This window comes from Bifidobacterium olomucense (assembly GCF_012932375.1).
Taxonomy (GTDB): domain Bacteria; phylum Actinomycetota; class Actinomycetes; order Actinomycetales; family Bifidobacteriaceae; genus Bifidobacterium; species Bifidobacterium olomucense.
The window spans coordinates 174540-201263 of sequence record NZ_JAAIIG010000006.1 but is presented as its reverse complement, the minus strand read 5'-3'; the positions used below and the strand labels follow the sequence as shown (position 1 = coordinate 201263).

At 61.5% G+C, this 26724-nt stretch carries 10 protein-coding genes and 1 tRNA gene; 5 read left to right on the top strand and 6 right to left on the bottom strand.

Features of this window, described 5'->3' with window-relative positions; translation table 11 throughout:
* Positions 1-506: 506 nt before the first annotated feature.
* A complete protein-coding gene (locus G1C97_RS08005) occupies positions 507-7337 on the top strand; it encodes a Cna B-type domain-containing protein (protein ID WP_169241309.1) in 6831 nt (2276 codons plus the stop codon).
* The gene (locus tag G1C97_RS08000) at positions 7334-11758 is read left to right on the top strand and encodes an InlB B-repeat-containing protein (protein WP_169241308.1); all 4425 of its coding nucleotides are present in this window, start codon (positions 7334-7336) and stop codon (positions 11756-11758) included. Before G1C97_RS08005 ends, G1C97_RS08000 begins: the two co-directional genes overlap by 4 nt.
* 106 nt (positions 11759-11864) lie before the next feature.
* Here the strand turns inward: G1C97_RS08000 and rlmB are convergent, their stop codons facing one another.
* Positions 11865-12851, bottom strand: a complete 987-nt coding sequence (rlmB, locus tag G1C97_RS07995) for a 23S rRNA (guanosine(2251)-2'-O)-methyltransferase RlmB (RefSeq protein ID WP_100497278.1) — start codon at positions 12849-12851, stop codon at positions 11865-11867.
* Positions 12852-13098: 247 nt separating this feature from the next.
* Between rlmB and G1C97_RS07990 the strand changes: the two genes are divergently transcribed.
* Together G1C97_RS07990 and G1C97_RS07985 are read left to right on the top strand one after the other, a co-directional pair.
* On the top strand, positions 13099-14538 hold the full coding sequence (locus G1C97_RS07990; RefSeq protein WP_335341352.1) for an MDR family MFS transporter: 1440 nt from the start codon (positions 13099-13101) through the stop codon (positions 14536-14538).
* A gap of 790 nt (positions 14539-15328) precedes the next feature.
* A complete protein-coding gene (locus tag G1C97_RS07985; RefSeq protein ID WP_169241306.1) occupies positions 15329-18367 on the top strand; it encodes a cation-translocating P-type ATPase in 3039 nt (1012 codons plus the stop codon).
* A 207-nt stretch (positions 18368-18574) separates the two neighbouring features.
* Here the strand turns inward: G1C97_RS07985 and G1C97_RS07980 are convergent, their stop codons facing one another.
* The 5 genes from G1C97_RS07980 to tgt all read right to left on the bottom strand — a co-directional run bounded on the left by G1C97_RS07980 (position 18575) and on the right by tgt (position 23790).
* A complete protein-coding gene (locus G1C97_RS07980; protein ID WP_169241305.1) occupies positions 18575-20206 on the bottom strand; it encodes an FIVAR domain-containing protein in 1632 nt (543 codons plus the stop codon).
* An 83-nt stretch (positions 20207-20289) separates the two neighbouring features.
* A complete protein-coding gene (gene dcd, locus G1C97_RS07975; protein ID WP_100497273.1) occupies positions 20290-20871 on the bottom strand; it encodes a dCTP deaminase in 582 nt (193 codons plus the stop codon).
* A 486-nt stretch (positions 20872-21357) separates the two neighbouring features.
* A tRNA-Leu gene (locus tag G1C97_RS07970) sits at positions 21358-21440 on the bottom strand.
* 127 nt (positions 21441-21567) lie between these two features.
* Positions 21568-22296: a nitroreductase family protein gene (locus G1C97_RS07965; RefSeq protein ID WP_169241304.1), complete on the bottom strand. Its 729-nt coding sequence runs from the start codon at positions 22294-22296 to the stop codon at positions 21568-21570.
* Positions 22297-22464: 168 nt separating this feature from the next.
* Positions 22465-23790 carry a tRNA guanosine(34) transglycosylase Tgt gene (gene tgt, locus G1C97_RS07960; RefSeq protein WP_169241303.1) on the bottom strand — a complete coding sequence of 442 codons (1326 nt, stop codon included), beginning with the start codon at positions 23788-23790 and terminating at the stop codon, positions 22465-22467.
* Positions 23791-24294: 504 nt separating this feature from the next.
* On the opposite strand from tgt, the gene G1C97_RS07955 reads away from it, so the two are divergent.
* Positions 24295-26283 (top strand): S1C family serine protease, encoded by a 1989-nt coding sequence (locus tag G1C97_RS07955; RefSeq protein WP_169241302.1) that lies wholly within the window; start codon positions 24295-24297, stop codon positions 26281-26283.
* Positions 26284-26724 lie beyond the last annotated feature (441 nt).

Here is a 26724-nt window from a genome sequence, read left to right as displayed (position 1 = left end):
ATATTCGGGAGGGGCGGGGGAGAGATGGGGGAGAAAGGAGATGGGAGATGGTGTTCTTGGGGGAAACGGAAACCTCTTAGAGATGTCGTCGGAACCTGCGTCGTTGAAGCTCTCGTCACGGATTCCTCTCCCTGCGTCCTCCGCGGCCTCCCGCGAATATGTACCACTGGGGTAACGTCAGTGGTACATATTCGCGAAAAAAAGAAAGACCGAGGAACTTCCCCCTCCCCCTCCAGATTGCAAGCGTATGCAATTGCAGTGCGTTTTCATGAAAGAACTGCAAGAACAATCAGGGCGATAATCACCTTATCGGCCGTAATTGCAGAAACGCTGATATATGGCAATCGTTTGCAACATGACTATGGCTTAACGTATTCTGAATGACAGAAGCCCAATGGCATCAATCGATGACGTAGTGCCAGAGCTGTAGTGCCATAGTAGGAGAGAAGATGTTCGTTCAAAACAGACAACAGTCCGTCTACCCGTTGTTGCGAACGTTAGCATCAATGCTCGTGATAATCGCCATGCTGTTGGCTACCGCCATCGTGGGCGTGCCAGTCGCACAAGCCGCAACCACGTATGAAATCGGCAGCGCACAGGCTCCGGTCCTCAAAGACGACACGGTGATCACCATCGACGGCAAGCCGTACACCACCGGCATGACGGTGAACTACGGTGACCCGGTCAAGATGAAGCTGTATTGGACGATGCCCAACGGCGTCGATATCCAAGAAGGCGACCAATTCACCTACGATCTGCCGAAAGGCCTGAATTTCAAATCCAACGAAACCTACACCATCTACGGCGAGGACGGCGGTGAGCGCGGCACATTCACCGTCAACGGCAATAAGCTCGTGGCCACCTTCAACCGCAGCGATACCGGCTCGAACAAAAAGATCTACGTCACCGTCAACGGCACCATCACCGAGTCGTCCACGGGCGACAACAACGGCGGCGAGGCCAGCTTCGAATTCCCGGGCATCGGGCAGCTGGAAGTCAACGTGAACGAGCAGCACAGCCTGTGGGCGCAGAAGAACGGTGCCATTTCCACCGAAGACCCCACCGTATTCGATTTCGTGGTGGAAGTGCATGCCAAGGGCAGCAACAAGAACGTCAAGCTCGAAGATTCGATGGGTGAACTGCTCAATCTGGTGCCGGACTCACTCAAGCTGTACACCGATGCGAACTGCACGCAGGAGTACACCGGCAACTGGGAACACACGGAGCAGACCGACACCATCCCCAACGGATTTAATGTCAACATCGACCAGATGACCGACGGTCAGGCGCTGTACGCGCGTTACAGCGTGAAAATCGACCGCAAGCAAGTCGCCGATAACGTCGGTACCGATCTCGTCAAAAACAAGGTCAAGTACTACAGCGACGATTACGCGAAAAAGCAGACCACTGAGCAAAGCATCTGGCTGAACAGCAAATGGTCCGTGAAAAAGAACGGCAAGGCCAATACCGTCGACAAGACGGACGAGAACGGCAAACCGGTACTTGACAAGGACGGCAAGCCGGTGCAGGTCACCGTGGTCAACTGGACGATCACCGTCAACGCCGGCACGGACGCCGAAGTGCCCAACGCGACAACGATCAAGGACTCGCTCGGCAGCAACCTCAAGGCCCCGACCGGGGACGTAAAGGTCGTCTATTACGACGACAACTGGAAGCCGTACGAGACCACATTGAATTGGGCCGATCTGGTCAGCGGCAAGGCTACGTTGCCGAGCAACGGTACGCATCCATACCAGCAGTACAAAATCACGTATTCCACCGAAGTCGAGAAGGTGCCCGAGAGCGGCAGCGGCGATAAAGTCACCGTCAAGAACGACGTGACCGTAACGCCCGGCGACGGCAAGGGCAATGCACTGCCCGGCACCGGCACGGTGACGATCGGCAAGGACGCCGTGGATTTGGACAAGAAGTACACCGGTAAGGCAAACGAAGACAAGACGTTGCAATGGCTGACCACATTCAAGGCCAAGGATGATCTGCCGGCCGGCAAGGTGCTGACCGATACCGTCGACGACGACGGCGCGGACCATGAGGACGGCTACGTCAAGCCCGACTGGCAGGTGCTCGACCCGGACGCGAGCACTATCAAGATCTACACCGACAGCAAGCTGACCAAGGAGTACGACGGTAGCGTCACCAAGAAGGTCGCTGCCGACCGCAAGTCTTTCACGATCACCTTCAATGACGAGATCAAGAAAGACACCAAGCTGTACATCTCGTACACGTCCACCGTGCTTCCCGGCGCACCCACCGGCACCGCGTTCTACAACACGGCCCGCTTCGTGAAGAAGGAGGCCACGGATAGTCATACGCCGGTGGCCGACAACATGGACAAGTCCAACTTGTCGAACCAGAACGACGGCAATGGTACGCCGATGAGCCGGAACACCATGCGCTGGCAGCTCAAGGTGCATGACATTCCGGATACCGCACAGTCCGTGGTCATCACCGATACGTTGACCCATGGGGAGAAGGCCCCCGACAACAACTGGCAGTACTACGGCGACCACAGCTATATCCCCGGTTCGATGGTGGCCAAGGACTCCAAGGGCAACACGTACGATGGCGTGACCGTCACCGACAACGGTGACCACACGCTCACCTTCGTCATCGCCAAGGGAAGCAAGGCATTCGAACAGGCGCAAAGCGGTGAGCTGCTCATCCAGTACGACACCACGTTCACCGACATCACCGGCGCGCTGGCCCAAAAGCTGCAGTACAAGAACGAAGCCACCATCCATATCGACGGCGAAGCGCAGGGGCCGGATTATTCGGACATCTGGGCCCAGCCTGGCAATCTGGTCTCCAAGAAGGGCACATACGACAAGAAGACCGCGCCGAACATCAACTACACAGTGAACGTGAACCCGGGCGGCTCGACCCTGAACAAAGGAAAGTCGCTGACACTCACCGATACACTCGGTGAGGCACTCACCCTGCGTATGGACAGTGTGGTCATCACCGACACGAACACCAAGGCCGAAGTGGCCGGCGCGACATACGCGTACGATCCGAGCACGCGGAAGATCACGTTCACCGTGCCCGATTCGCGCGCGATCACAATCACCTACAAGGCCACCGTGCAGCTCAAGCCGGGGCAGGAGTTCGGCGATCTCGGCAACAACACGATCGTGCTTGCCGGCTATGAGAACAACAGCGGCACCGCGACCACCACGCAGACCGGCAAGGTCATCGACGCACAGGGCGGCATCAGCTCCGACCTGTACTCACTGCAGATCTACAAGTACGCCGACGGCGACGCCACCAAGCCGCTCAACGGTGCAAAGTTCAAGGTCGAGAAACTCACCGTGGACATGGATGCGAGCAAGAGTAACTGGGATTCGGATTCAACCAAGGACGAGACCGTCAACGGCACGTTGCAGTCCGGCACCACGGGCTACACGTCGACCGCCACCGGTCTGAACGCGGACACGATCTACCGTGTGACCGAAACGGAAGGTCCCGACGGATACCAGTACGACAAGAACAACCCCGCCACGCTGTACGTCGTATTCCCGGGCGGCCAGCCCAGTGGTCATGGAGCCGCGTTCTATCAGGGCAAAACCGTGAACGGTACGCCGCTGACCGTCGCCGCCGCACGCGATGTGACGTTGCAGAACTACCTGTGGTCGGTGAGCAACGCCAGCACCAAGAAGGGCTCGTTCAAGCTCGACAAGAAGGACGAGCAGGGCAACTGGCTGGCTGGTGCCACGTTCACGCTGACCAAGAACGGTGACGCCTCGTTCGTCAGCCAGACGCAGACGACTGCCGACGGCCAATCGATTGCGTTCACTGACCTTACTCCCGGCTCGTACACCCTTACCGAAACCGAGGCTCCGGACGGTTACCAGACGGTCGATCCGATCGCCGTCACCGTGGCCAATTCCGGTACGGTGCTCGTCAACGGCAAGCCGGTCTCGTCGGACGACGACAAACATCTGACCGTCACCGACCATTCGGATGTCACGTCGATTCGCGCTCGCAAGGTGTGGGATGACGATAATAACCGTGACGGCAAGCGTCAGCCGGCCGTGTTCCAGCTGCAGAAGTCCGTGGGCGGCGGTCCGTGGACCGTCGTCGCCGGTCAGGACAAGGAGATCAACGAAAGTACGCCGGCCGCGCAGGCCGTGGTTGAATGGACCGATCTGCCGGTGCGTGAGGGTGGCAAGGAAGTCAAGTACCAGGTCACCGAAAAGAATGCGAATGAGGGCGGCTATACGACCCCCGAACCTGACCTGGTAGGCGAGAACGGCGTGTCGACCACCACGTTCACCAATAAGTACACACCGGAAACCGTCTCCGTGCCTGTCACCAAGGTGTGGAACGACGCCAACAACCAGGACGGTCTACGACCAACCAAAATCACTGTGCAGCTTTATGCCAACGGTGTCGCCACCGGCAAGACGCTGGAAATCACGGCCGACGGCAGCTGGAAGGGCACGTTCACCGACCTGCCGAAGTACGAGAACGGCACGCCCATCACGTACACCGTGCAGGAAGTCAGCCCGACCAAGGGCTACACGGCGACGACCAGCGGCACCGCAACCGACGCGGACGGCATCACCATCACCAACACGCACTATCCGACCGATACGAAGATTCGCGTCTCCAAGCGCGACCTCGGCGGCAAGGAGATCAAGGGCGCGGAGATGGAAATCGACGGCACGGATGAAGACGGCAATAAGTTCACCGAAAAGTGGACCAGCGAGGCTGGGCAGTCGCGTGAAGTCGAGCTGAAGCCTGGCACGTACACGCTCACCGAGCTGAAGGCGCCGACCGGCTACCGTGTGGCCGACCCGATCACGTTCAAAGTCGTGCGTAATGCCGACCAGTCGCTGTCCGTACAGGACGTGAACGGCAATGCTCTGGACGGCAACGTCATCGTGATGACCGATATCTATAAGACCACCGACGTGAAGATCTCCAAGGTGAGCCTGACCGGCGGCGTGGGCGAGATCGCCGGCGCGAAGCTCACCGTCACCGGCACCACGCTGGCCGGCGAGGCCATCAAGCCGATCCCGTGGACCTCCGCCGGCAAGCCGCGCGAGATCACGCTCGTCCCCGGCACGTACACGCTGCACGAGGCCGAGGCGCCGTCCGGCTACCAGCCGGCGCGCGACATCACCTTCACCGTGAACCTTGACGGCACGGTGAAGGTCGGCAAGGACACCGCCCAAAACAACACCGTCACCATGACCGACGAGCTCAACACCACCAACGTGACCGTCTCCAAGACGGCCGTGGCCGGCGTGGCCGAACTTGCCGGTGCCGATTTCAAGCTGACCGGCACCACGTTCGAGGGTGACGCGGCACCGTTCGACACCGACGCATTCACGAAGCTCGCCGGCGTGACGGTTGCCGACAACGGCGCAGCGCTCACATGGACCTCCTCCTCGGACGGCCCGAAGACGTTCCAGCTGCCCAACGGCACGTACCAGCTCACCGAAACCAAGGCCCCGGAAGGCTACGATGTGGCCGCCAAGCCGATCACGTTCACCGTGGAGAACGGCAAGGTCGTGGTCGATGAGGTGGTCAGCGGCGGCAATGTGGTCCGCGTTGAGGATGCGGTCAAGTCGTATACGGCCGTGTCCGTCACCAAGCGCTGGGAGGACGGTGGCAACACTGCACTGCGTGAAGGCGTGACCGTAACGGCTGTGCTGTACAAGAACGGCAAGAAGATGGAAGGCGCTGACTACAGCGTCGAGCTGAATAAGGACAACGGTTGGACTCACGACTGGACCGGTCTGGACGCCAAGGACAGCAAGGGCAACGAGATCACATACACCGTGGACGAGGTACTGTCCGGCGACAACAAGGACGAATACCACGCCTCGATCGTCAAGACGCCGAACGCCAACGGCTACGACGTGGTGATGTACAACATCCATCAGCCCGATGCGCGCAACATCGACCTGACCAAGACTTGGGATGACAACAACAACCAGGACGGCAAGCGTCCTGAGGCGATTCAGGTGACCGTGACCGGCACCAGCAAGCACCCGAAGGACGGCAGCACGACCGGCGAGACGGAGGAGTACTCCGAAACCATGATCGTCACCACGCTCAAGGTTCCGAATAACGCCGAAGGCAACACGTGGAAGTGGACGTTGGAGAACCTGCCGAAGAATAACGCGTACGGCTACGAGTACACGTACTCCGTCAAGGAGACGCCGGTGGCCGATTACAACGGCTTCGACGATTCCGGCGTGTGCTCGGTGGCGGATCCGAAGGATGACCAGTGCAACGTCACCTTCACGGAGACGCCGGCCGCCGCCGACAAGGGCACGAACGAGCAGTTCTCCATCACCAACAAGCACACACCCGAAACCACGTCCGTAACCGTGAACAAGGTGTGGGACGACGCCCAGAACTTCAACGGACAGCGGCCCGGGAAGGTAACCGTCTGGCTGCTGACCAGACTGTGGGACCAGTCCAACGGCTGGCCCGAGCCGCAGGGCGATCAGTGCGCCGGTGACTTGGTCGGCGTGAGCTGTGCCGTGCTGACTGCCGACAACAAAACGCAGACCGCCGACACCGACGCGGACCAATCTGACGCAACCAAGGCGGCGGCCGGTGAGACGTGGACATACACGTTCAATAAGCTGCCGAAGTATCGCAACGGCAAGCTGCTGCGCTACTCCGTCACTGAAGAGGCCGTGGACGACTACAGCGCGACGTTCAAGGACACCACACAGTATCCGACGACATCGACTCCGTCCGAAGGCGGCAGCACAGCCGCCGGCGAACCGGATGCGTACTCCTTCACGCTGAGCAACCGCAACGTGCCGGACAAGACCGACCTCAACGTGCGCAAGGCGTGGAACGACAACAACGGCGCGAACGGAAAGCGCCCCGAGTCCATCTGGGTGCAGCTCTACGAGAAGAACGTCAGCACCACGCCCGCCGCGTTCGCCGATGTCACGACCGCGCCACAGTTCGACAACACCAATACCGATGGCCTGGCCGCCGTCGGCGACCCGGTCGAGCTGAACGAGGGTAACAATTGGGCGTACACGTTCACCGGGATCAGCAAGCACAAGCAGTACGAGGTGCGTGAAGTCGCCGAGAACAGCGATGGCAAGTACGTACCGGTGTCTTCGATTGACGGCTACCGACCGCCGATCATCACCGGCGATCAGACTCACGGCTATGTCATCACCAACACCACCGTGCCAACCCTGCCGCAAGCCGGTGGTGAAGGCCTGACCCGCATCCTGCTGATCGGCATGACGTTCATCGCACTGTCCGGAGTGTTCTTCGGACGCAAGACGCTCGCCGCCGCAGGCAAGCGCGACAAGAAGGGAGATCTCCGATGACTCGGAATACCGCATTGCGCGGTTTGGCCGCCTCCCGGTCCGCTGAGAAGCCGGCCCACCTGAACAGGCGGGCCAGGACGACGATGAGCCGGTCCTTGCGCAAGGGGGCGTCGAAGCTGTTCGCAGTGATGCTGGGTGCCGCCATGACGCTCGGCGGCGCGGTCGCGACAACCGCTGCCGTCGCCGATGAGATCGACGCGAACATCACGCAGCAGGCCGCAAGCAAGAAAGCCAGCAAGACCATCGACCCAACCAAGGCGCAATCCGACGTGACGATGATCGCGTTCCAGCAGTCGTGGAACACCATCGCCAAAGAATGCAAGTCCACGTACGGGCCGGAAGGCGTCGGCTACGTGCAGATCTCCCCGCCTGAGGAGTCCGTGCAGGGCACCCAGTGGTGGACGGTCTATCAGCCGATCAGCTACTCGCTCAACTCGCGCTTCGGCACCGAAGACGAGCTGAAGAACATGATCACCGAGTGCAACAGCGTAGGCGTGCAGATCATCGCCGACGTGGTGCTCAACCACACGTCCGGCCATGACGTCTCGTGGGTGGACGACCAGTACGGCGTTGCCGGCACCGCCTACAACGGCACGTACGGCCGTTACCCGGGCATCGGCATCTACCAGTACGAGGAAAGCGGCAACAACCATCAGTACGGACTGGCCTCGGGCGACTTCCACTCCTGCCGCACCAACATCGCCGACTACACCAACGCCGACGAGGTGCAGGACTGCCGATTGTCGACCATGTGGGACATCAACACCGGTTCCAGCCGTGTGCAGAACATTCAGGCCGAGTACCTCGCCAAACTGTGGAACCTCGGCGTGCGCGGCTTCCGTATCGACTCCGCGAAGCATATCGACACGCTCGACCTGAAGGCCATCAAGGCCAAGCTCGCCCAGAAGATCGGTATGAAGGCGGCCGATATCCCGTTCCAGCAGGAGGTCATCTACCATCAGGGCGAATCGGAACTGCTCGCGACGAAGCATTACACGGCCAACGGCGACGTCACCGAATTCTCCTACTCGTACCAGCTGCGGCAGTACTTCAACGGCGACATCTCCAACCTGAAGAACATCAGCAACGGACTGTTGCCGAGCGACAAGGCCACCGTGTTCGTAACCAACTGGGATACCGCGCGCGGCTCCGAAACACTGACGGTCGATTCAGGCTCGCGCTACGAGCTCGCGAACGCGTTCATGCTCGCCTACGACTACGGCAAGCCGAAGCTCATCTCCGACTACTACTTCACGGACGGCAACTCCGACGCCGGTCCGACCGGCACCACGGACACGCATGTGACCGATGTGGACTTCGACGAGGCGTGCAAGACAAGCGGCACCCGCGAACAGGGGCAGTGGCTGTGCGAACAGCGCTGGGCCTCCGTGCGCGGCATGATCGGCTTCCATAACGCCGTTGCCGGCACCACGGTCGGCAATTGGCAGCACAACGGCGCGAACAACATCGGTTTCGCGCGTCAGGACGCCAACGGCAAAGACCAAGGCTTCATCGCCATCAACAACACGCTGCAGGAGCATCAGGAGACGTACCAGACGAGCCTGCCCAACGGTGAGTACTGCGACGTGTACACGTCCGGCAAGACCTGCAACAAGGTGACCGTGAAGGACGGCAAACTGTCCGTGACGATCGCCAAGCGATCCGCCGTCGCCATCTACGCGGCCGCTGACAAGCCGGACAACTGGGTCGGCTACGAGACCGCGGACACCGGCTACGACGATCAGGCCAACACCGATCGCATCGGCGACGGTTCGGCTACGATCTACTACAAGCCTCGCGCCGACTGGGGTAACGACGTGTACATCCAGTACGCGATCGGCGACACATTGCTCAACGGCAAGCCCGTGAAGATGGAGAAGGTCTCCGGTGACGGCGCTGACTGCGATGCGGCGGCCGGTTGGTACAAGACCACCATCCCCGACGCTACGACGAAGCGGCTCAAGTACCGGTTCACCAATGACCCGAACGGTGCCGACGGTGCGCTGTGGGATTACCATGACGGCTATTCAGACGAAGGCGGCTCCAAGCTGTACGAGAACGCGGTCGGTACTGCCATCACCGCGGTCGAGAACCACGACGAGACGATCGGCGTGCCGTTCGTGTGCGTCGCATCGGCCAAGACCACGTTCACCGTGCACTTCAAGGCGACCACCGACGCACAGAAGAAGGCGACCGGCGTGGTCGTCTGGGGTACGGACGTGAACGGCAACGCGCTGGGCAAGACGTACCATGCGTTCGACAAGACCTCCGATTCGTACGGCAAGCGCATGACCACGACGCTGGGCGGCGACTTCACCACGGTGAACTATCGCATCGTCGCCGCTGAGGACGGCTCGGTGGATGCTGACGCAGTCGCCGGCACAAACGACTCATACGCGGCTTCCGTAATCGACAAGCAGGAAGGCAGCGTGGTAGCCAAGGTGCGCGGCTCCATCGAAGCATGGGCGGACGGCTCCGACGGCAAGTCGTACGACTCGTCCGAGGAATCGCGTAACCCGGCCTCCGTGCCCACGCCGAACGACGTGAAGAACCCGAAGCAGCTCAACGTGATCGTGCACTACATGCGCGTCGACGGCAACTACCAGGAGTACGACCTCGACACGGACGCCTGGAAGGGTTGGGATCTGTGGATGTGGTCGGGCGAGCAGTCCGGCTCCCCGGTCTCGTTCACCGAGCACGACGACTACGGCATGATCGCGCGCTACACGCTCAACCAGCCGACCAAGGGCAACCGCACGCCCGAATTCGTCCTGCGGCAGGGTGGCGATTCGTGGATGAGCAAGGATCCGGACGGCAACGACCGACTGATCCCCGAGTCCGCGATTCAGGTGGCGGCCGGCCAGAACGAGACCGGTACGGCCGAGATCTGGCTGGTGAGCGGCGATCCGACGATCTACACGTACCGTCCGTCGGTGCTCGGCGTGACGTTCGAAACCGGCTTCGACTGGAACGTCAGCCCGCAAGCCGTGGTCTACGGCGGCACGGTCCGTCCGATCGCCGACAATCAGGTGCCGAAGCGCGAGGGCTACATTCTCACCGGCTGGGCCACCGATGCGGACGGCAATGATCCGTTCACTATCGGCGAGGGCGGCACTCCGGTGACCGAGCGCCTCAAGCTGTACGCCCAGTACGAGAAGGCGAACGTGGTGACGTTCGATGCGGGTTCCGATGCAGGCTTCGATTGGCGCATCGACTCGCAGACCGTAAGAACCGGCGGCACGGTATCGGCGCCAGCCAGCAACCAGAACCCGGACGGGCATCGCGACGGGTATAAGTTGCTCGGTTGGAGCACAACCAAGGGCAACAAGGTGGCTGATTTCCAGTTCGACGACGGCAACGGCGGCGGTACCCAGATAACCGGCGACACCACGCTGTACGCGGTGTGGCAGAAGCTGACGTACACGGTGACGTTCGAGACCGGCGAAGGCGGCTCGGATGTTGCGCCGCAGACCGTGGAATACGGCGATGCGGTGAGCGTACCGACTCCCGCCCCGACCTGTACCGGTTACGACTTCGTGAGCTGGGTGACGGACGTCGCCGAGGACGGTACGCCGGGCAATACCCCGTATGTGTTCGGCACTCCGGTGACCGGCAACCTGACGCTGTACGCGAAGTGGACGCAGAAGGGCACGACCGTGCATCTCGTGACATTGCACCACAACGATGGCACCGATGCCGTTGACACCACCTATGTGGAGGACGGCATATCGATGCCCTCGCCCGAGATGACGCGCGACGGATACCGTCTGGCGGGTTGGAGCACGAAGGCGGACGGTCTGGATGACCTGTACGACTTCAGCTCTCAGCCGGTGGCCGGCGACCTGACCCTGTACGCGCAGTGGGTGAAGGTCTGGAAGGTCGCGTTCGACCTCAACTATGAGGACGCTCCGGCGGCCGGCGAGACCGGCTCAGTGCCCACGCAGACGGTGGATGACGGCGCGGACGCCTACGCCACGGAGCCTTCGCCCGAGCCGACGCGCGAAGGGTACACGTTCGATGGCTGGTATAGGGATGCCGACTTGACCACGAAGTTCGTGTTCAAGGACGACGCGGACGATCAGCCCACGTTGGTGACGGCCGACATCACCCTCTATGCCAAGTGGGTGAAGGAAGGCACGAAGCGGACGATTACGTTCCAGCCTAATGGCGGTTCGCTCGGTGAGGGCATGCCCAGCACGCAGCAGGTTCCGGACGGTGAGTACCTGACCAAGCCGAAGAAGAACCCGACCCGTACGGGCTACACCTTCCAAGGCTGGACCACCGTGAAGAACGACGCCTTCGCCTCGAACAAGAACGGCACGTTCTCGGGCGGCAGCGCCTTCGGCTTCGATGCCTACGGCAAGAGCCTCATCCCGATCGACCGCGACGGCACCCTCTACGCCCTCTGGTCCAAGGACTGAGTTGGGTGGGCCGGATACAGCACAACGGCAGTAGGCCGGCACTGTGTGCCCTATCAAGGGCTTTCACAGTGCCGGCCTACTGCCGTTATTTCGTATGTTTATAGCCTTACGCGGCCTTGCGGCGTGCGTTGGCCACGGCGTACAGGCTGATACCGGCCGCCACCGAAGCGTTCAGCGACTCGACGGTCGAGCTGATCGGAATGCCGGCGATCGCATCGCAAGCCTCGCGTACCAGTCGGCTCAGGCCGCTGCCTTCCGAGCCGAGCACCACCAGTAGCGGGTCGGTTTCAAAGCCGGTTTCGCCGACGAGCTTGTCGCCGCCACCGTCGAGGCCCACCACGTAGTAGCCGCGTTCCTTGAGGCCTTCGATCGCCTTGGTCAGGTTCACCACGCGAGCCACCGGCATATGGGCGGCGGCGCCGGCGGACACCTTCCATGCGGCGGCGTTCACCGAAGCGGAACGACGTTCCGGCAGAATCACACCGTTGGCGCCGAATGCGGCGGCCGAACGAATCACGGCACCGAGATTCTGCGGATCGGTCACACCATCCAAAGCGATGAACAGCGGACGTGCGGCGATACGAGCGGCCGCGGAATTTGCCGCCTCCATGGCCTTCGCCTTCTTCTCGGCACGCTCCACCAGCTCATGCAGCGAGGAGTACTGATACGGATCCACCTTCAGAATCACGCCCTGATGGTTGCCGGAGCGGGCGATACGGTCCATCTCCAGACGGTCCGCCTCCATCATGTGCAGTCCGTGGGCTCCGGCGAGCTTGACGATCTCGCGGGTGCGGTCGTCATGCTCGATGCGGGACAGAATGTACAGCGTGGAGCTGGGCACGCCCACGCGCAGCGCCTCCACCACGGAATTGCGGCCGTACACCAGATCCGAGGTATCCGCGGAGGCGAACTTGTCTACGCGACGGCGGGCCGCCAGACGCGGGTCTGCCGCCTGACGACGTTCGACCGCCTTCTTGGCCTTGTATGCCTTGTGATAGACGCGGTCCTCGGCCTTCGGAGTGGGGCCGTATCCCTTCAACTTGTTGCGATGCTTGCCACCCGACCCCTTGGTCGGTCCTTTTTTCATAGCCATAGGGTTCATTCTCCCAGCACCCCGCGCCAAACGGCGCTGTGCTGGTACAGGTTGGGCTTGCGGGCATGCTGCGCGGCTGGGACTTGCGAATGGGTTGTGCGAATGGGTTGCGCGAATGGGCTATGCGGCTTGGTCTACGAGCGGGTTGCGCGCGCGGGAAGAACGTCGCCCGCCTCCGCCCGCCCGTCCCGCGCCCGCCTCCACGCGTCCGCCTCCGCGCTCGCTGCATATGAGTAAGGTATTGCAGGTGAAACGGCAACGCGAGATATTCGGACTGTCCCTGTTGTACTGGGGATTATGGCTGGCCATTCTGATCCTGTGGATGGGCCGCTTCGTCACATCGTTCCTCTCCATTTATCTGGTCTCCGCGTTGCATATCAACGAAGGCGTGGTCGGCACGGTCGTCTCCATGTACGGCTTCGGCTCCATCGTCGGATGCCTGTTCGGCGGCACGCTTTCCGACCGGTTCGGCCGTCAACCGATGATCGTCATCGGTGAAATCGGTGCCGCCGCGGCCCTGTTGGTGGTTTCGATACTGGCCCATCCAATCGGCCTTGGTGCGGCTCTGTTCGTCTATGGCGCGTTTGCCTCGTTGCCCAGCCCGGCGATTGCCGCATACATCGCCGACGTGGTGCCGGTCCAGCGTCAGCAGCGCGCGTATGTCTTGCAGTCGTGGGCGATCAACTTCGGTTACGCGATCGGTCCGATCGTGGCCAATCAGCTCGTCAAAGTCTCGTATTCGCTGATGTTCTACGTCGAAGCGGCGGTGATGATCGGCGTTACGGCGTTGCTGGTGGCGTTCTTCCGCGAGGTCAAGCATCTGGGGATTGCGGTGCCGGTGGCCGTCGCACATTCGGCTCGGACTGCGGTGCCTGACGACGACAATGCAGCTGGGGCTCGCGGTGATGGTAGTGGTCAGGCCCTGTCGCACGATTCGAACGGCTCTGCCATCTCACTCGCCTCAACCACCACGTCTATCGGTCCCGGCGAATCAACCACCCCACCCACTGGTTCAAGCAATACCGTCTCCGACGAACCTGCCGCGCAAAAGCCGAGCCCTTCTTCCCCATCTATGCGCGAGAGCTGGCGTCGCGTGCTTACGGACGTGCCGTTCCTCGCCTTCTCCGTGCTGATGTTCGGCTATTTCCTCGTGTACTTCCAGAGCACGTCCGGCCTGCCCATCGCCATGACCAACCTTGGCCTGGGACTGGGCGACTATTCCGTGCTGCTCACCATCAACGGCTTCATGCTGTGCGCATTGCAGATCCCCGCGATGAAAATCTTCGCGCGCATGGGCAATTCGCGGGTGTTGGTTGCCGGATTGGCGGTGACGGTTATCGGCTATGCGGTGCAGATCGTGGCCGATTCCTGGGCGGGTTTTGCGCTCGCGGTGGTGTTGTGGACGCTTGGCGAGCTGGGCACCTTCCCGATCGCCACCACCACGGTGGCTGCGATGGCACCGTCTTCTGCGCGCGGCACCTATCAGGGTGTGTATAACGTGCTGTGGTCGCTGTCGATTGCCTTGGCTCCGATGATCGGCGGCTGGGTGATCAGCGATTTCGGCGGGCGTGTGCTTTGGATCGCCTGCACGCTGGTGCTGATTGCCGTAACATGCGGTCTGCGCGTGACCAAAGCCTCACGCGACCGTGCGATGGCTCGCAATGTGCGCGAGCAGGTTGCCGAGTAGTTTGGGGTGTCGCGCCGGATTTTCCGTGACGCCATGCCATGGCGTGTGTATTAATGACGCACTCAAGAGATTGCACCTCTGAAACGTCGTGAAACGCGTCGTGGAACATACCGTTGTGACGCAATCCCTTGAATAGGCTCCCCGTTGTTGCTTTTCGTCTGGTCTGCACAGCAAAAGAGGGTGCATACATGGGTGCATGGGCCTTTTCCGCGTTACAAGGGGCTGATTTCCGCTCGTCGGAAGATCTATCTGCGTTACAAGGGGCTGATCGTGATGTAATCACACGTCCAAACGGCATAACGGCGTCGGCATATAGGGCCGAATATGGGTGTTATCGTTCCGTCGCAGCCCCTTGTAGAGCAGATAGATGTTCCAGCAAGCGGTAATCAGCCCCTTGTAACCGAGATAGAGTCGTGTTACCACTGGCTTGTGGCTTGTGGCTTGTGGCTTGTGGCTTGTGGCTTGTGGCTTGTGGCTTGTGCGGCGTGAATCGCACCCGTCGTTACAGCAACGGGTCCATGCGGAGCACGCCGGCCCCGATCCACCGCAACACCACATACCCCCAATACCCGGCAAAACACCGTTACGCTGTGCGGCGACCGGTCCACTGCATTATGGAATAATGGCAATCGTACGCATCGGCAGCAGTTGCGCCGGTGCCCATAACCGCGCAGCTCTGCAAGGTGGTGCCGGTCGGGAGAGAGAACCTGAAACCGGTCTGCCGCACGCATCGGCATCAGGCCGTGATATGCAGGGCTGACTACTCCGCGGCAATACCAAGGAGACAATTATGGTTGATCGACTCAATGATCAATCCGCATCCGCGACCGCAAAGGATGAGGCCGCGCCTCAGACCGCGACGTCTGCGCAGACGCAAGTGCAAACGCAAGCGCAAGCGGTGGAATCAGAGGAAGTACGCGCCCAGAAGGCGCTGTTGGGGGATACCGATCCGAGTCTGACCAGCGCCGAGGACGTGGCCCGCGCGTTGAACGTGGACCCGGCGCAGGGCCTGAGCGAGGCCGAAGCACGCCGTCGACTCGAACAATTCGGCCCGAACGAGCTGGCCAGCGCGCCGCCCGTGCCGAAGTGGAAGAAGTTCCTGGCCCAGTTCCAGGACCCGTTGGTGTATCTGCTGATTGCCGCCACCATTATTTCGGTAATCGCATGGTTCATCGAGAAAGCCAATGCCCATCCGGGAGCGGAGGGCGGCGAGGCGTTGCCGTTCGACGCCATCGTGATCATCCTCATCCTGATCGTCAACGCGGTGCTCGGCTATATGCAGGAGGCCAAGGCGGAGGCGGCGGTGGAAGCGCTCGCGCAAATGACCGCGCCGCAGACCTCCGTGTTACGCGACGGCAAGGTGCAGCGTATCAACACCGCTGACGTGGTCCCCGGCGATATCGTCGTGCTGGCCGAAGGCGATTCGGTGTCTGCCGACGGTCGTTTGATCAACGCCGCCAGCCTGCGCATCGCCGAGGCTTCGCTGACCGGCGAATCCGTGCCGGTCGGCAAGAAGCCGGAGACGCTTACCGAAGCGAAGGCTCTGGGCGACCGCGCCAACATGATTTTCAACGGCACCTCCGTAACGCAAGGTACCGGTCGTGCCATCGTAACCGGCACCGGCATGAACACGCAGGTCGGCAAGATCGCGGATATGCTGTCCGCCACCGAAGACGAGAAGACCCCGTTGCAGAAGGAGATGGATTACGTCTCCAAGATTCTGGGCATCGCGGTGTGCATCATCGCCGTCGTGGTGCTGGTGGCGCTCGCCGTGCTGGAAGGCTTCAACGATACGCAGGATGTTATCGACTCTCTGCTGCTCGCCGTCTCGCTGGCCGTGGCCGCCGTGCCGGAAGGTCTGGCTGCCATTCTTACCGTGGTGCTGGCTCTCGGCGTGCAGCGTATGGCTGCGCATAACGCCATCGTCAAGAAGCTGCATTCCGTGGAAACCCTCGGATCCGCATCCGTGATCTGCTCGGACAAAACCGGCACCCTGACCCGTAACGAGATGACCGTCGAACGTGTGGTGACACCGTCCGGCGAGGTGCAGATCACCGGCACCGGGTACGCGCCGGAAGGCAAGATGGTCGGCATCGACGGCTCCGGTCTGGACGCGAATCCGGCCCTGCGCACCGAAGTGATCGATACGTTGGCGGCCGGCGCGCTGGCGAACGACGGTGACCTGCGGCAGGAGAACGGACGTTGGGAGATCGTGGGCGACCCGACCGAAGTCTCGTTGATCGTCGCGGCCCGCAAAACCGACGCTCTGCGCGGTTACGATCGCTTCAACCGTGTGGCCGAGGTGCCGTTCACCTCGGAACGAAAGCGCATGTCCATCATCGCGGCGGACGCCACTGAAGGCGGCAAGCTTACGGTATTCGCCAAAGGTGCGCCGGACGTGCTGCTGAGCTACTGCAAGCGCATCGCCGTCGGCGGGCAGGTCCGTCCGCTGACCGAGGGCGATCGCCAGACGATTCTGGCCACCGTGGAGCGCCTCTCCTCCGAGGCCTACCGCACGCTCGGCCAGGCGTATCGTCCGCTGGGCACCTCGAACCTCTCCGAGGTGCCGGGCATCCAGTCCAATGCCGCCGGTCAGGTGACCGACATCGCCGATCAGGCCGAGGTGATCGAGCATGACCTTATCTGGAACGGCATGGTCGGCATCATCGACCCGCCGCGCACCGAGGTCCGCGATTCCGTGGCCGAAGCGCATCGCGCCGGCATCCGTACGGTGATGATTACCGGCGACCACCCGCTGACGGCCGCGCGCATCGCCTCCGACCTTGGCATCATCGCCAAAGACGGCAAGGCGCTGACCGGCGACCAGCTGGACGCCTTGGCCGACGAGGCCGCGCTCGACAAGGCCACCGCCGACGTCTCCGTGTACGCGCGAGTTGCCCCCGAACACAAGCTGAAGATCGTCGAGTCGTTGCAGCGGCAGGGCAATATCGTGGCGATGACCGGCGACGGCGTCAACGACGCCCCGGCCGTCAAATCCGCGGATATCGGCGTGGCCATGGGCATCACCGGCACCGAAGTGACCAAGCAGAGCGCCAAGATGATCTTGGCGGACGACAACTTCTCCACCATCGTGGCCGCCGTGCGCGAGGGCCGCGTGATCTTCGACAATATCCGCAAGTTCCTGCGCTACCTGCTGAGCTCCAACGTGGGTGAGGTCTTCACCGTGTTCCTCGGTGTGATCTTCGCCGGATTCCTCGGCATCCGCCAGCCGGAGACCGTGGGCGTGACCGTACCGCTGCTCGCCACGCAGCTGCTGTGGATCAACCTGCTCACCGACGCTGCGCCGGCCCTCGCCATGGGCGTGGACCCGCAGACCGAGGACGTGATGAACCGCCGTCCGCGCAAGGTGACCGATCGCGTGATCGACGCCTCCATGTGGGGCGACATCATCTACATCGGTGTGATTATGGCCATCGTGACCCTGATCGGCATGGATATGCATCTGGCCGGCGGTCTGTTCACCGACCGTTCGGTGGACGCGCTCGGCCACGAGGCGCAGATGACCGAGGCCCGTACCATGGGCTTCACGATTCTGGTGTTCGCCCAGCTGTTCAACGCGCTTGCCTCCCGCTCCCACCTGCAGTCCGTGTTTGTCGGCCTGTTCTCGAACAAGTGGCTGTGGGGTGCGATTGGCCTGTCCATTGCGCTGCAGCTTGTCGTGATCTACGTGCCGTTCCTGAACTCCGCGTTCGGCACCACGCCGCTGGGGCCGCTGGCTTGGCTGGAGTGCATCGGCTTGGCTGCGTTCGTGCTCATCGCCTCCGAGATTCGCAAGGTGGTGCTGCGCGCCATGGCCGCCCGCCGGTAAGCCGGTGGGGTGGACCGCCGTTGGGCGGCGGGTTGGTTGATGCGGGATGAGGCCGTAAACAGATCCCGTACTTCCCGCCCGCCGCCTTACGTAAGATGAAAAACGCTCCTTGACTATGTGTCAAGGAGCGTTTTTCAGTGATAGTGATGAAGGCTGCGGAAATTTCAGTTCGATGGTCCGTCTGCTCTCATTGACGAACGCAGACCGTCAGTTCTCGGACTGGCTGTCCGAACTGCTGTCTTGCGAATCCGAGTCTGAGCCGGACCCCGATTGCGACTGCTGATTCTGCTGCGCCTGTTCCTGAGCCTTCTTGGCGGCGTCTTCGGCGGCCTTCTTGGCGGCGTCCGCGGCGGCCTTGGCGGCGTCGCTCTGCTGCTTGGCCTGTACGGAGTTGGTGACGGCCTCCTGAGCCGACTGCAACTTGGTGATGGCGTCGGTCACCGCAGACTGGCTCGGGTTGGAGCTGTTCGCCAGCGTATTGGCCGCGTCGATGGCGCTTTGCAGCGTGGTGCGCGTGTTCTCGTCCGCGACGCTGCCGTTGGAGTTGTCGAGAATGCCCTGAGCCGCGGCGATGGCCGAGGTCAGCGTCGTCTTCATCTTGTCCGCCTCGGCAGTGCTCTTCGACGCGGTGACAGCTTTGGTGGCGTTGTTGATGGCGTCCGTCTGGTCGGTGACGTCGTTGATCTGGCTCTTCATGTCAGCGGTCTGGCTTTTCAGCTCGTCAGCGCTCAACGACGATTCGCACGAACCGGTATCTGCCGGATTCGCCGCATCCTGCAAAGCCTGATTCAGCGTGGTGATCGTGCTGGTATCGGCCACTTCGCTGGAGGAGGTCTGTGCGGCGGTCTGGCCGTTGGTGATGGCGGTGGTCAGCTTGGCCTTGGCCTTGTCGTACTGCTTGGCGGTTGCCTTGCACTCCGCCAGTGCCGCCGCCTGACTCACCTTGGTGCCGTTGGCGTGCCACCAGAACAGGCCGCCGCCGATCAAGGCGAGGACGACGATCACCGCCGCTGCGATACCGATGATTTTGCCGGTGTTGGGCTTGCCTGACTTGCCGTGATGGCCGGAACCGGACTCGGCCGATTCGTTGTCATCCTCGCCGAATTCGTTCGCCATCTCATCAAGCGGGGCGATGGCCGGGGGCAGCGTGGCCGGCTGTGTAGCCGATGCGGGCAGCCCGGATGCCGAAAGACCGGAACGGGTTGGCAGATCGGTTGCCGGCTGGAATACCTGCGTGGCGGCTTCGTCCGGGGTCGGGGATGGAGCCGGGGTGATGGGGGAGAACACTTCCGTGGCTTCGGCTGAGGTCGCTCCGTTCGGAGTCGCTAAAGGTGCCGTCGATTGCGCGGGCTGGACGGTAGTCTGCGGTGTGAACGGCTGGGTGGCGGGTTGCGCCGCTGGCTGCGTCGCTGGCTGTGCCGCGATCGGATGGAAGCTTTGCGTCGCCTGATCCCACACGTACTGCTGCTGGCCGGGAGCGGCCGCAACCGGAGCGGAAGACACTGCCGGCGCGCTCGCGGGCTGTGGCGCGGCAGGTGCGAACGACTGGGGTGCCATGGCTTGCGTGGGCTGTGCGGTCTGTGGCCATGCGGGCTGGGCCGTTGCGCCGGATGCGTCGGCTGTGTGCAGCGGCTGCGTTCCCCACGTGGAGGTGCTGGGGGAGGTGGCCGGAGACGCCGTCGCTTGCGTCGGCTGCGCAAATGGCAGTGCCTGCGTCTGCCCATTGACGGGAATGGGCTGGCCTATCTGCATCTGCCCCGGAATCGGGGGCACCACTGGCTTGGCAGGTTGTTCATGGTGCTGAAAATCGAATTCAAAGCCACCGTCGCTATTAGTCATCACATCTCCTCAAAAAGCCGAAACATCGGCAGACAGTCGGGCGTTGCCGGCAAGGTAAGTAAGCGAAACGAAACCCGTGCGAATCAGTCGTCAATATGAGCGCGATAGAAGCGTTCGTACGAACGGCTGGGTGTCGGGCCTCGCTGACCCTGATAGTGCGAGCCTGTGCCGGACGATCCGTAAGGATGTTCGGCTGGCGAGCTCAACTGGAAGAAGCACATCTGACCGATTTTCATGCCGGGCCACAGTTTGACCGGCAACGTCGAGACGTTGGAAAGCTCCAGCGTGATGTGCCCCTCGAACCCGGGGTCGATGAAGCCGGCGGTCGAGTGGGTCAGGATTCCCAGACGCCCCAAGGAGCTTTTGCCTTCCAGTCGTGCGGCGATGGTGGGGTCGAGCTTGACGTACTCCCACGTGGAGCCGAGCGCGAATTCGCCGGGATGGAGGATCCACGGTTCGTCTGGGCCGACCTCGAACTGTTCGGTCAGCGCGCCCTGATTTTCCGCCGGATCGACGTAGGTGTAAGCGTGATTGTTGAACAGACGGAAGTAACGGTCCAAACGAACGTCAATGGAAGCGGGCTGCACCATTTCAGGGGTCCACGGCTCCAGCGAAATGTGGCCGGCGGACTGGGCGGCGAGAATGTCGCGGTCAGACAGCAGCATAAAGAAACTCCTTGATTCGGTAACTGTTGCCTAGTCTAGCTTTTTGTGTGGAGACGTGGAAGGCGACCGATTCTCAGCTTATTTTCAGACAAATTTAGAGTTAGATGCAGAAACCGATGGTTATATAAGACATGTCAGCAAAAACGCTGGCCAGGAGCCGCAGCAGTTCCCGACAATTGAACCCCTTTCTTCTTCTCTCTCCTTTCTCGCCCCGGTGGTCTCCCCACCGGGGTTCTTTGTTTTCTTGATTTCTGTTTTCTTGAGGTGCCGCGTTTCGGGGTCTCAAACACCGCAAAAATTCCTATAGTCCCGACTTCCACACGCGAATCCAACGGCCATCACACGACTAAACCCTCAGGCACACAATTTGGGCTATAACCCTCAATGTAGATTGTCATATTTTCCGTCATATTTTGGCGGTTTCATCATATACAGGAAAGCCCCGAACCGTTGGTATTTCAACGGTTCGGGGCTTTCGCTCCTGCGTGCGAGTGGGGGGAGTTGAACCCCCACGAGCATACACTCACTGCCACCTGAAGACAGCGCGTCTACCATTCCGCCACACTCGCAGACAAGTGGATAACTTAGCACTGCTTCTGGCCGAGATGCAAATCAGGGCGGTTTTCGGCGTGTCGCGTTCTGTCGTGTCGTTTCGTAGACCTTCGTGCCGCATTGCGTCGCGCCGGATGGATGCGTTTAACGCCACTCCACGTGGTGCGGTGCGGCACCGATCTCAAAGTGACATTTGGCTGTGCCGAGGCCCACATGAGCGAACAAGCCATCGAGGGCTTCGGCGCTCACGGTTCCGTCATCGTTGAGCGTGAAATGGAATGGCTGCTGACTGAGCGAAGTGGGTGCGGCCATCGCGGCTTCCATGCCGGCGGTAAACCAATCAGGTGCCTGACTGAAATCATCGCCCGGCACGCTCGCCAGCGTTTCCATCGGCTTCGTGCGGCGTCGGCCCGCAGCCCGCGCGCCATGGCCGAACGCGATCATCCATACTGCGGTCTCGCCTTCGGTCAACGTCCACCACGGATTTGCCGCCGCTGCGGCACCGTCCAATACCGCCCATGACGTCTGTAGTTCCAGCTGCACGGCCCTCAACGCCGCCATTTCGCCGTAATAGCCGACTCGCTCCTGTAGCGCCGCCTCCTCGGGCGACAAAGCGGCCTCGCCATTCGCCACGCTACCGGCGGCAGGGCAGATAAGCGCAATGGCGTTATGCACGCCTTGGAATCGCCCATAATGCGTTTTCAGGCCGCAGAACGCGTCGTCCAATCCGGCGCCGATCTGCATATGCAGGCCACTTTCCTCATTCCATCGCGCGATATCCGATTCCAGTGCGGTCAGTGTATCCGCCGCAACCGGCTCGTCCGTATACGCGCGAATGGCGTGCCTCGCCTCAATCGCTTCCAAAAGATCCATGAGTGACTACCTCACTGTTGCCGTTTCTCTTTGCTGGTCTCGTTGCTGGCGTGCTGCTGCCTGACCTCATTTGTTTCTGCTGTGTAGTCCTTTGCCTTTCCGCCTGTCGCAACGCAGTGCTGTAAGCGGGGCAAAGGACCGGGGAAGAGTCAGAAAACCCGTAGCCGATCACAGTCCCGGCCGGCGTTCGCCGTCGCCGTAGAAGTGCGCCAGCGTTTCGTCGCGGAATTCGTCGAAGTATCCGCCGTCGATCGAAGCGCGGATATCGTCCAGCAGTTTCACGAAGAAGTGCTCGTTGTGGATGGTGGCCAGCGTGAACCCGTTGAATTCGCGGGCGCGCAGCAGATGATCCACGTAAGCGCGTGAATAGTTGCGGCATGTGTAGCAGTCGCAGCCCTCCTCCAGCGGCTCGAAATTGAACTTGTTCTCGGCGCGCTTGATGTTGTATCGGCCGGAACGGGTGTAGATGGCGCCGTTGCGCGCGCACCGGGCGGGCGCAACGCAGTCGAACGTGTCGCCGCCGTTCTCCACGCAGGCGAAGATGTCGTCCACGGAGGCGATGCCCAGCACGTGGCGCGGTCGGTTTTCCGGCATCGCGTCGCAGATCCATGCGCATGTATTGCCGATGATGCGCTTTTCGATCGCGCCGCCGATGCCCACGCCGTCGAAATCAAGCGAAGCGATCTGCTCGGCCGCATGGCGGCGCAGATCTTCGTAATTCGCGCCCTGCACCACGCCGTACAACGCCTGATATGGCTTGCCCAGACGCTCGGCGGTAAGCCGCTCGTGCTCTGCCACACAACGCTTGGCCCAACGGAACGTACGCTCCACCGAGTCTTCCTGATAGGAGCGGGTGTTCATCAACGTGGTCAGCTCGTCGAACGCGAACATGATGTCCGCGCCGAGCTTGTGCTGAATGCCCATCGAAATTTCAGCGGAGAAACGATGAGAGCTGCCGTTGAGCGGAGACTTGAACGTAACGCCATCTTCGTCCACCCATGCCAGACGCTCCTTGCCCTTGGCGATGATGTCGTCGGATTTCATGCCGGTCACGTCCATGGCGAGGGTTTTCTTGAACCCCACACCCAGCGACATCACTTGGAAGCCGCCCGAATCGGTGAAGGTCGGTCCGTCCCAGTTCATGAAACGTGCCAAGCCGCCGGCCGCGTCTAGTACGTCTTCGCCGGGGCGTTCGAAGAGATGGAAGGCGTTGGCGAGCAGACATTGCGCTCCCAGATCCTTCATCTGTTCGGGCAGCACGGCTTTCATTGCGGCCTGTGTGCCGACTGGCACGAACGCAGGCGTTTTGATGTCGCCGTGCGGTGTGTGGATGATGCCGGTGCGGCCATATCGGGCACCGTCGCGGCCCAAGCCGTCCGCCGTGGAAGAAAGTCGGGTGACGGTTTCGAAACTGAATGCGCTGCGGTCGCCGGGTTTGCCGGGTTCGGCACCGCGTGGATGATTAAGCAGTCCTGTCGCTGTACGTTCGCTCATATGTTCACTTTAGGCAAAAGGGGCGGAAAAGGTGAAGCCTCTGCGAGGAACCAATGGGGGCAAAGGGGGGTGGAATGGCGAGAAGTGCCGATGCGGAAAAAGTCTTACGCCCTATCTTGCGTACAAGGGGCTGATTTCCGGTGTTCGGAATGTCTATCTGCGTTACAAGGGGCTGCTCGTTCAGTAGTCACACGACTAAAACGGCGTAACAGCGTTGGCGTATGGGCCGAATAGGGGGTGTTATCGTTCCGGACCAGCCCCTTGTAACGCAGATAGATGTTCCCGGCCGCGGATATCGGCCCCTTGTAAGCGCGATAGACACCAATACCCATATGACTCTGCGCAGATTACTTATAGACTTTCAATCAACATTCAGAAAACCTCCAGATTGACTGCCTTTACTACAGAGGTAGCACACAAGAGGCGCAGCCGATTGAACGCAATACAGCCACAGGGCTTGGCTGCGCTGCTGAGCGTGATGAGATTTTAGAAAAAGGAGCAGTGATGGCTGACGAATTCAACCCGCAGGGCGTCGACCAGACCCCGCAGAACGGCCAAACGCCAAATTCTGGCGAGACTTCTGAGCAAACGCAACAAACGCAAACGCTGAATACGGAACATCCCGAGGCTGGCGGCGCGCAGCCGGCTACGCAGGTTCTGCCGACCCAGACCGCAGCCCAGCCGGATACGACCGCGACGACGGCCATCGACCCGGTTCCGGATTATGCCGCCGCCAAGGGTGAGAGCACGGTGGTCTCTTCCGCTCCCGCCGGCACCCCGGCCGGTGCCGCCGCGCCCAACGCTGGCCAGTCTGAGGCTCCCACCGCACCGCTGTACCGCCCGGCTCCGGAGTACGGCGCGTACGGCCCGGCCCCCACTGCGTCCACTCCGAGTGCCTCGTCTCAGCCCGCATTCAACGGTCAGGCCACCCAGCCGTTGCCGTTTGGTCAGGCTGCTCAGCCGCAGCCGGGTCAGCCGGGCAACCGCAATCCGTACTTCACCAACAACCCGCAGCCGCAGCCGGGCCAGCAGTCTGCGCAGAGCGGCAACGGCAACCCGTTCAACCCGCAGCCGCAGAATTCCGCCCAGGGCAACGGCAATCCGTTCGCTCCGCAGGGCCTGTTCGGTGCAGGTGCTCCGAACACCCCGAACGGTCCGTCCGCCCCGAACGGTCCGAGCAATGGCAACCCGGGCCAGCCGGCCCATCACGGCGGTTCCAAGGCCGTCGGCATCGTCGTCACCGCGATTATCGCCGCAGTGGTGTCTGCCGCGCTGTGCCTCGGCCTCGGGTACGCGGCGCTGACCAACGGCTGGATTAACCTGCCGTCCACCAGCTCGCTGTCGAACGTCACTTCGAACAAGTCCGGTTCCGGCTCCGCCACCGCCAAGAGCGGGCAGGCTGTGGACTGGACGTCCGTCGCGTCGTCCGTGTCCAACTCCGTGGTCTCCATCCAGACCACGCTTTCCAACGGCACGGCCAAGGGTTCCGGCGCCATCCTTGACACCGAGGGCCACATCGTGACCAACAATCACGTGATTTCCGGCGCGCAGTCCATCGCGGTCACGCTGGCCAACGGCACGATGTACTCCGCCAAGCTGGTCGGCACCGATACCACCACTGATCTGGCCGTGATCAAGCTCGACAACCCGCCGAGCGACCTGACGCCTGTGGAATTCGCGGACTCCGACAAGCTCGCCGTGGGCGAAAGCGTGATGGCCATCGGCAATCCGCTCGGCTACGACGACACCGCCACCACCGGCATCGTCTCCGCTCTGAACCGTCCGGTGAGCGTGACCGACGATAACAACAACGAGGTCGTGACCAACGCCGTGCAGATCGACGCGGCCATCAACCCCGGCAACTCCGGCGGCCCGACCTTTAACGGTGCCGGTCAGGTGATTGGCATCAACTCGTCCATCGCCTCCACCGCCACCTCCTCCGACACCGCCGGTTCCATCGGCATCGGCTTCGCGATTCCGTCCAACCTGGTCAAGCGCGTGGCCAATGAGATCATCAGCAACGGTTCGGTGACGCATGTGGCGCTTGGCGTGACCATCAAGTCCGACACCGTTGAGGCAGACGGCGTGACCCGTGGCGGCGCGACCATCACCAAGCCGTCCGTCGGCGGTTCCGCGGTCGTCTCCGGCGGCCCGGCCGACAAGGCCGGTCTGAAGGAAGGCGATACGATCGTGGCCTTCAACGGCAACGCGGTCAACAACAATTACTCGCTGCTCGGCTTCGTGCGCGCCGCCGCGTTGAACGACAAGGTGACGCTGACCATCGTGCGCGACGGCAAGACGATGGACGTGGAGGTAACCCTCGATCAGGAGGAATCCAGCGTCAACGGCTCGTCCAGCTCGAACGGTTCGAATGGCAATGATTCGAACGGTAATGGCAATAACCAGAACGGCAACGGACAGAACGACCAGAACGGCAACGGTTCTGACGGTTACGGCGACGGTGGCTTCTCCGATCCGTTCGGCCTGTGGTAAACCGCCAGCCGGCAACCCGAGCGTGGCCCGGGCGCAGGCCGTACATAGTACATAACTGAACACAGCTGAATATTGCTGAACAACACGTCACATGGCGTTGGGCGGCCGCCGCTGAACGCCATGTCGGACAACCAAAGGGCCGTGGAGGGCGATCCCCCACGGCCCTTTTGCGTGCGTTTATGGACGACGCGTGCGCAAAAGTCCGCCGCTTCCGGCAACATGACTAATGCGGCGCGATATATTGCGATGTGTCGCACTGCACCGCAGGAACGCGTTGCAGGAATGCACCGCAGGAACGCACTGCAAACGCACTGCAAAAAACTGAATAATTCTTTACGCCGTGTATCGGAAAGTCGCGCAGACGCAGCTCGCGGAAACGGGATCGAAAACCCTCGCCCAAGCTGTTCGGCATAGACGCCGGTGGGTTAACAAGGCGTGACC

Excerpts from the sequence above, each read along its gene's own strand:
- dcd (WP_100497273.1), bottom strand. The coding sequence starts at position 20,871 with ATGCTGCTGTCTGACCGCGACATTCTCGCCGCCCAGTCCGCCGGCCAC.
- G1C97_RS07965 (WP_169241304.1), bottom strand. The coding sequence starts at position 22,296 with ATGGATCTTTTGGAAGCGATTGAGGCGAGGCACGCCATTCGCGCGTAT.
- G1C97_RS07985 (WP_169241306.1), top strand. The coding sequence starts at position 15,329 with ATGGTTGATCGACTCAATGATCAATCCGCATCCGCGACCGCAAAGGAT.
- G1C97_RS08000 (WP_169241308.1), top strand. The coding sequence starts at position 7,334 with ATGACTCGGAATACCGCATTGCGCGGTTTGGCCGCCTCCCGGTCCGCT.
- tgt (WP_169241303.1), bottom strand. The coding sequence starts at position 23,790 with ATGAGCGAACGTACAGCGACAGGACTGCTTAATCATCCACGCGGTGCC.
- G1C97_RS08005 (WP_169241309.1), top strand. The coding sequence starts at position 507 with ATGCTCGTGATAATCGCCATGCTGTTGGCTACCGCCATCGTGGGCGTG.
- G1C97_RS07980 (WP_169241305.1), bottom strand. The coding sequence starts at position 20,206 with ATGACTAATAGCGACGGTGGCTTTGAATTCGATTTTCAGCACCATGAA.
- G1C97_RS07955 (WP_169241302.1), top strand. The coding sequence starts at position 24,295 with ATGGCTGACGAATTCAACCCGCAGGGCGTCGACCAGACCCCGCAGAAC.
- rlmB (WP_100497278.1), bottom strand. The coding sequence starts at position 12,851 with ATGGCTATGAAAAAAGGACCGACCAAGGGGTCGGGTGGCAAGCATCGC.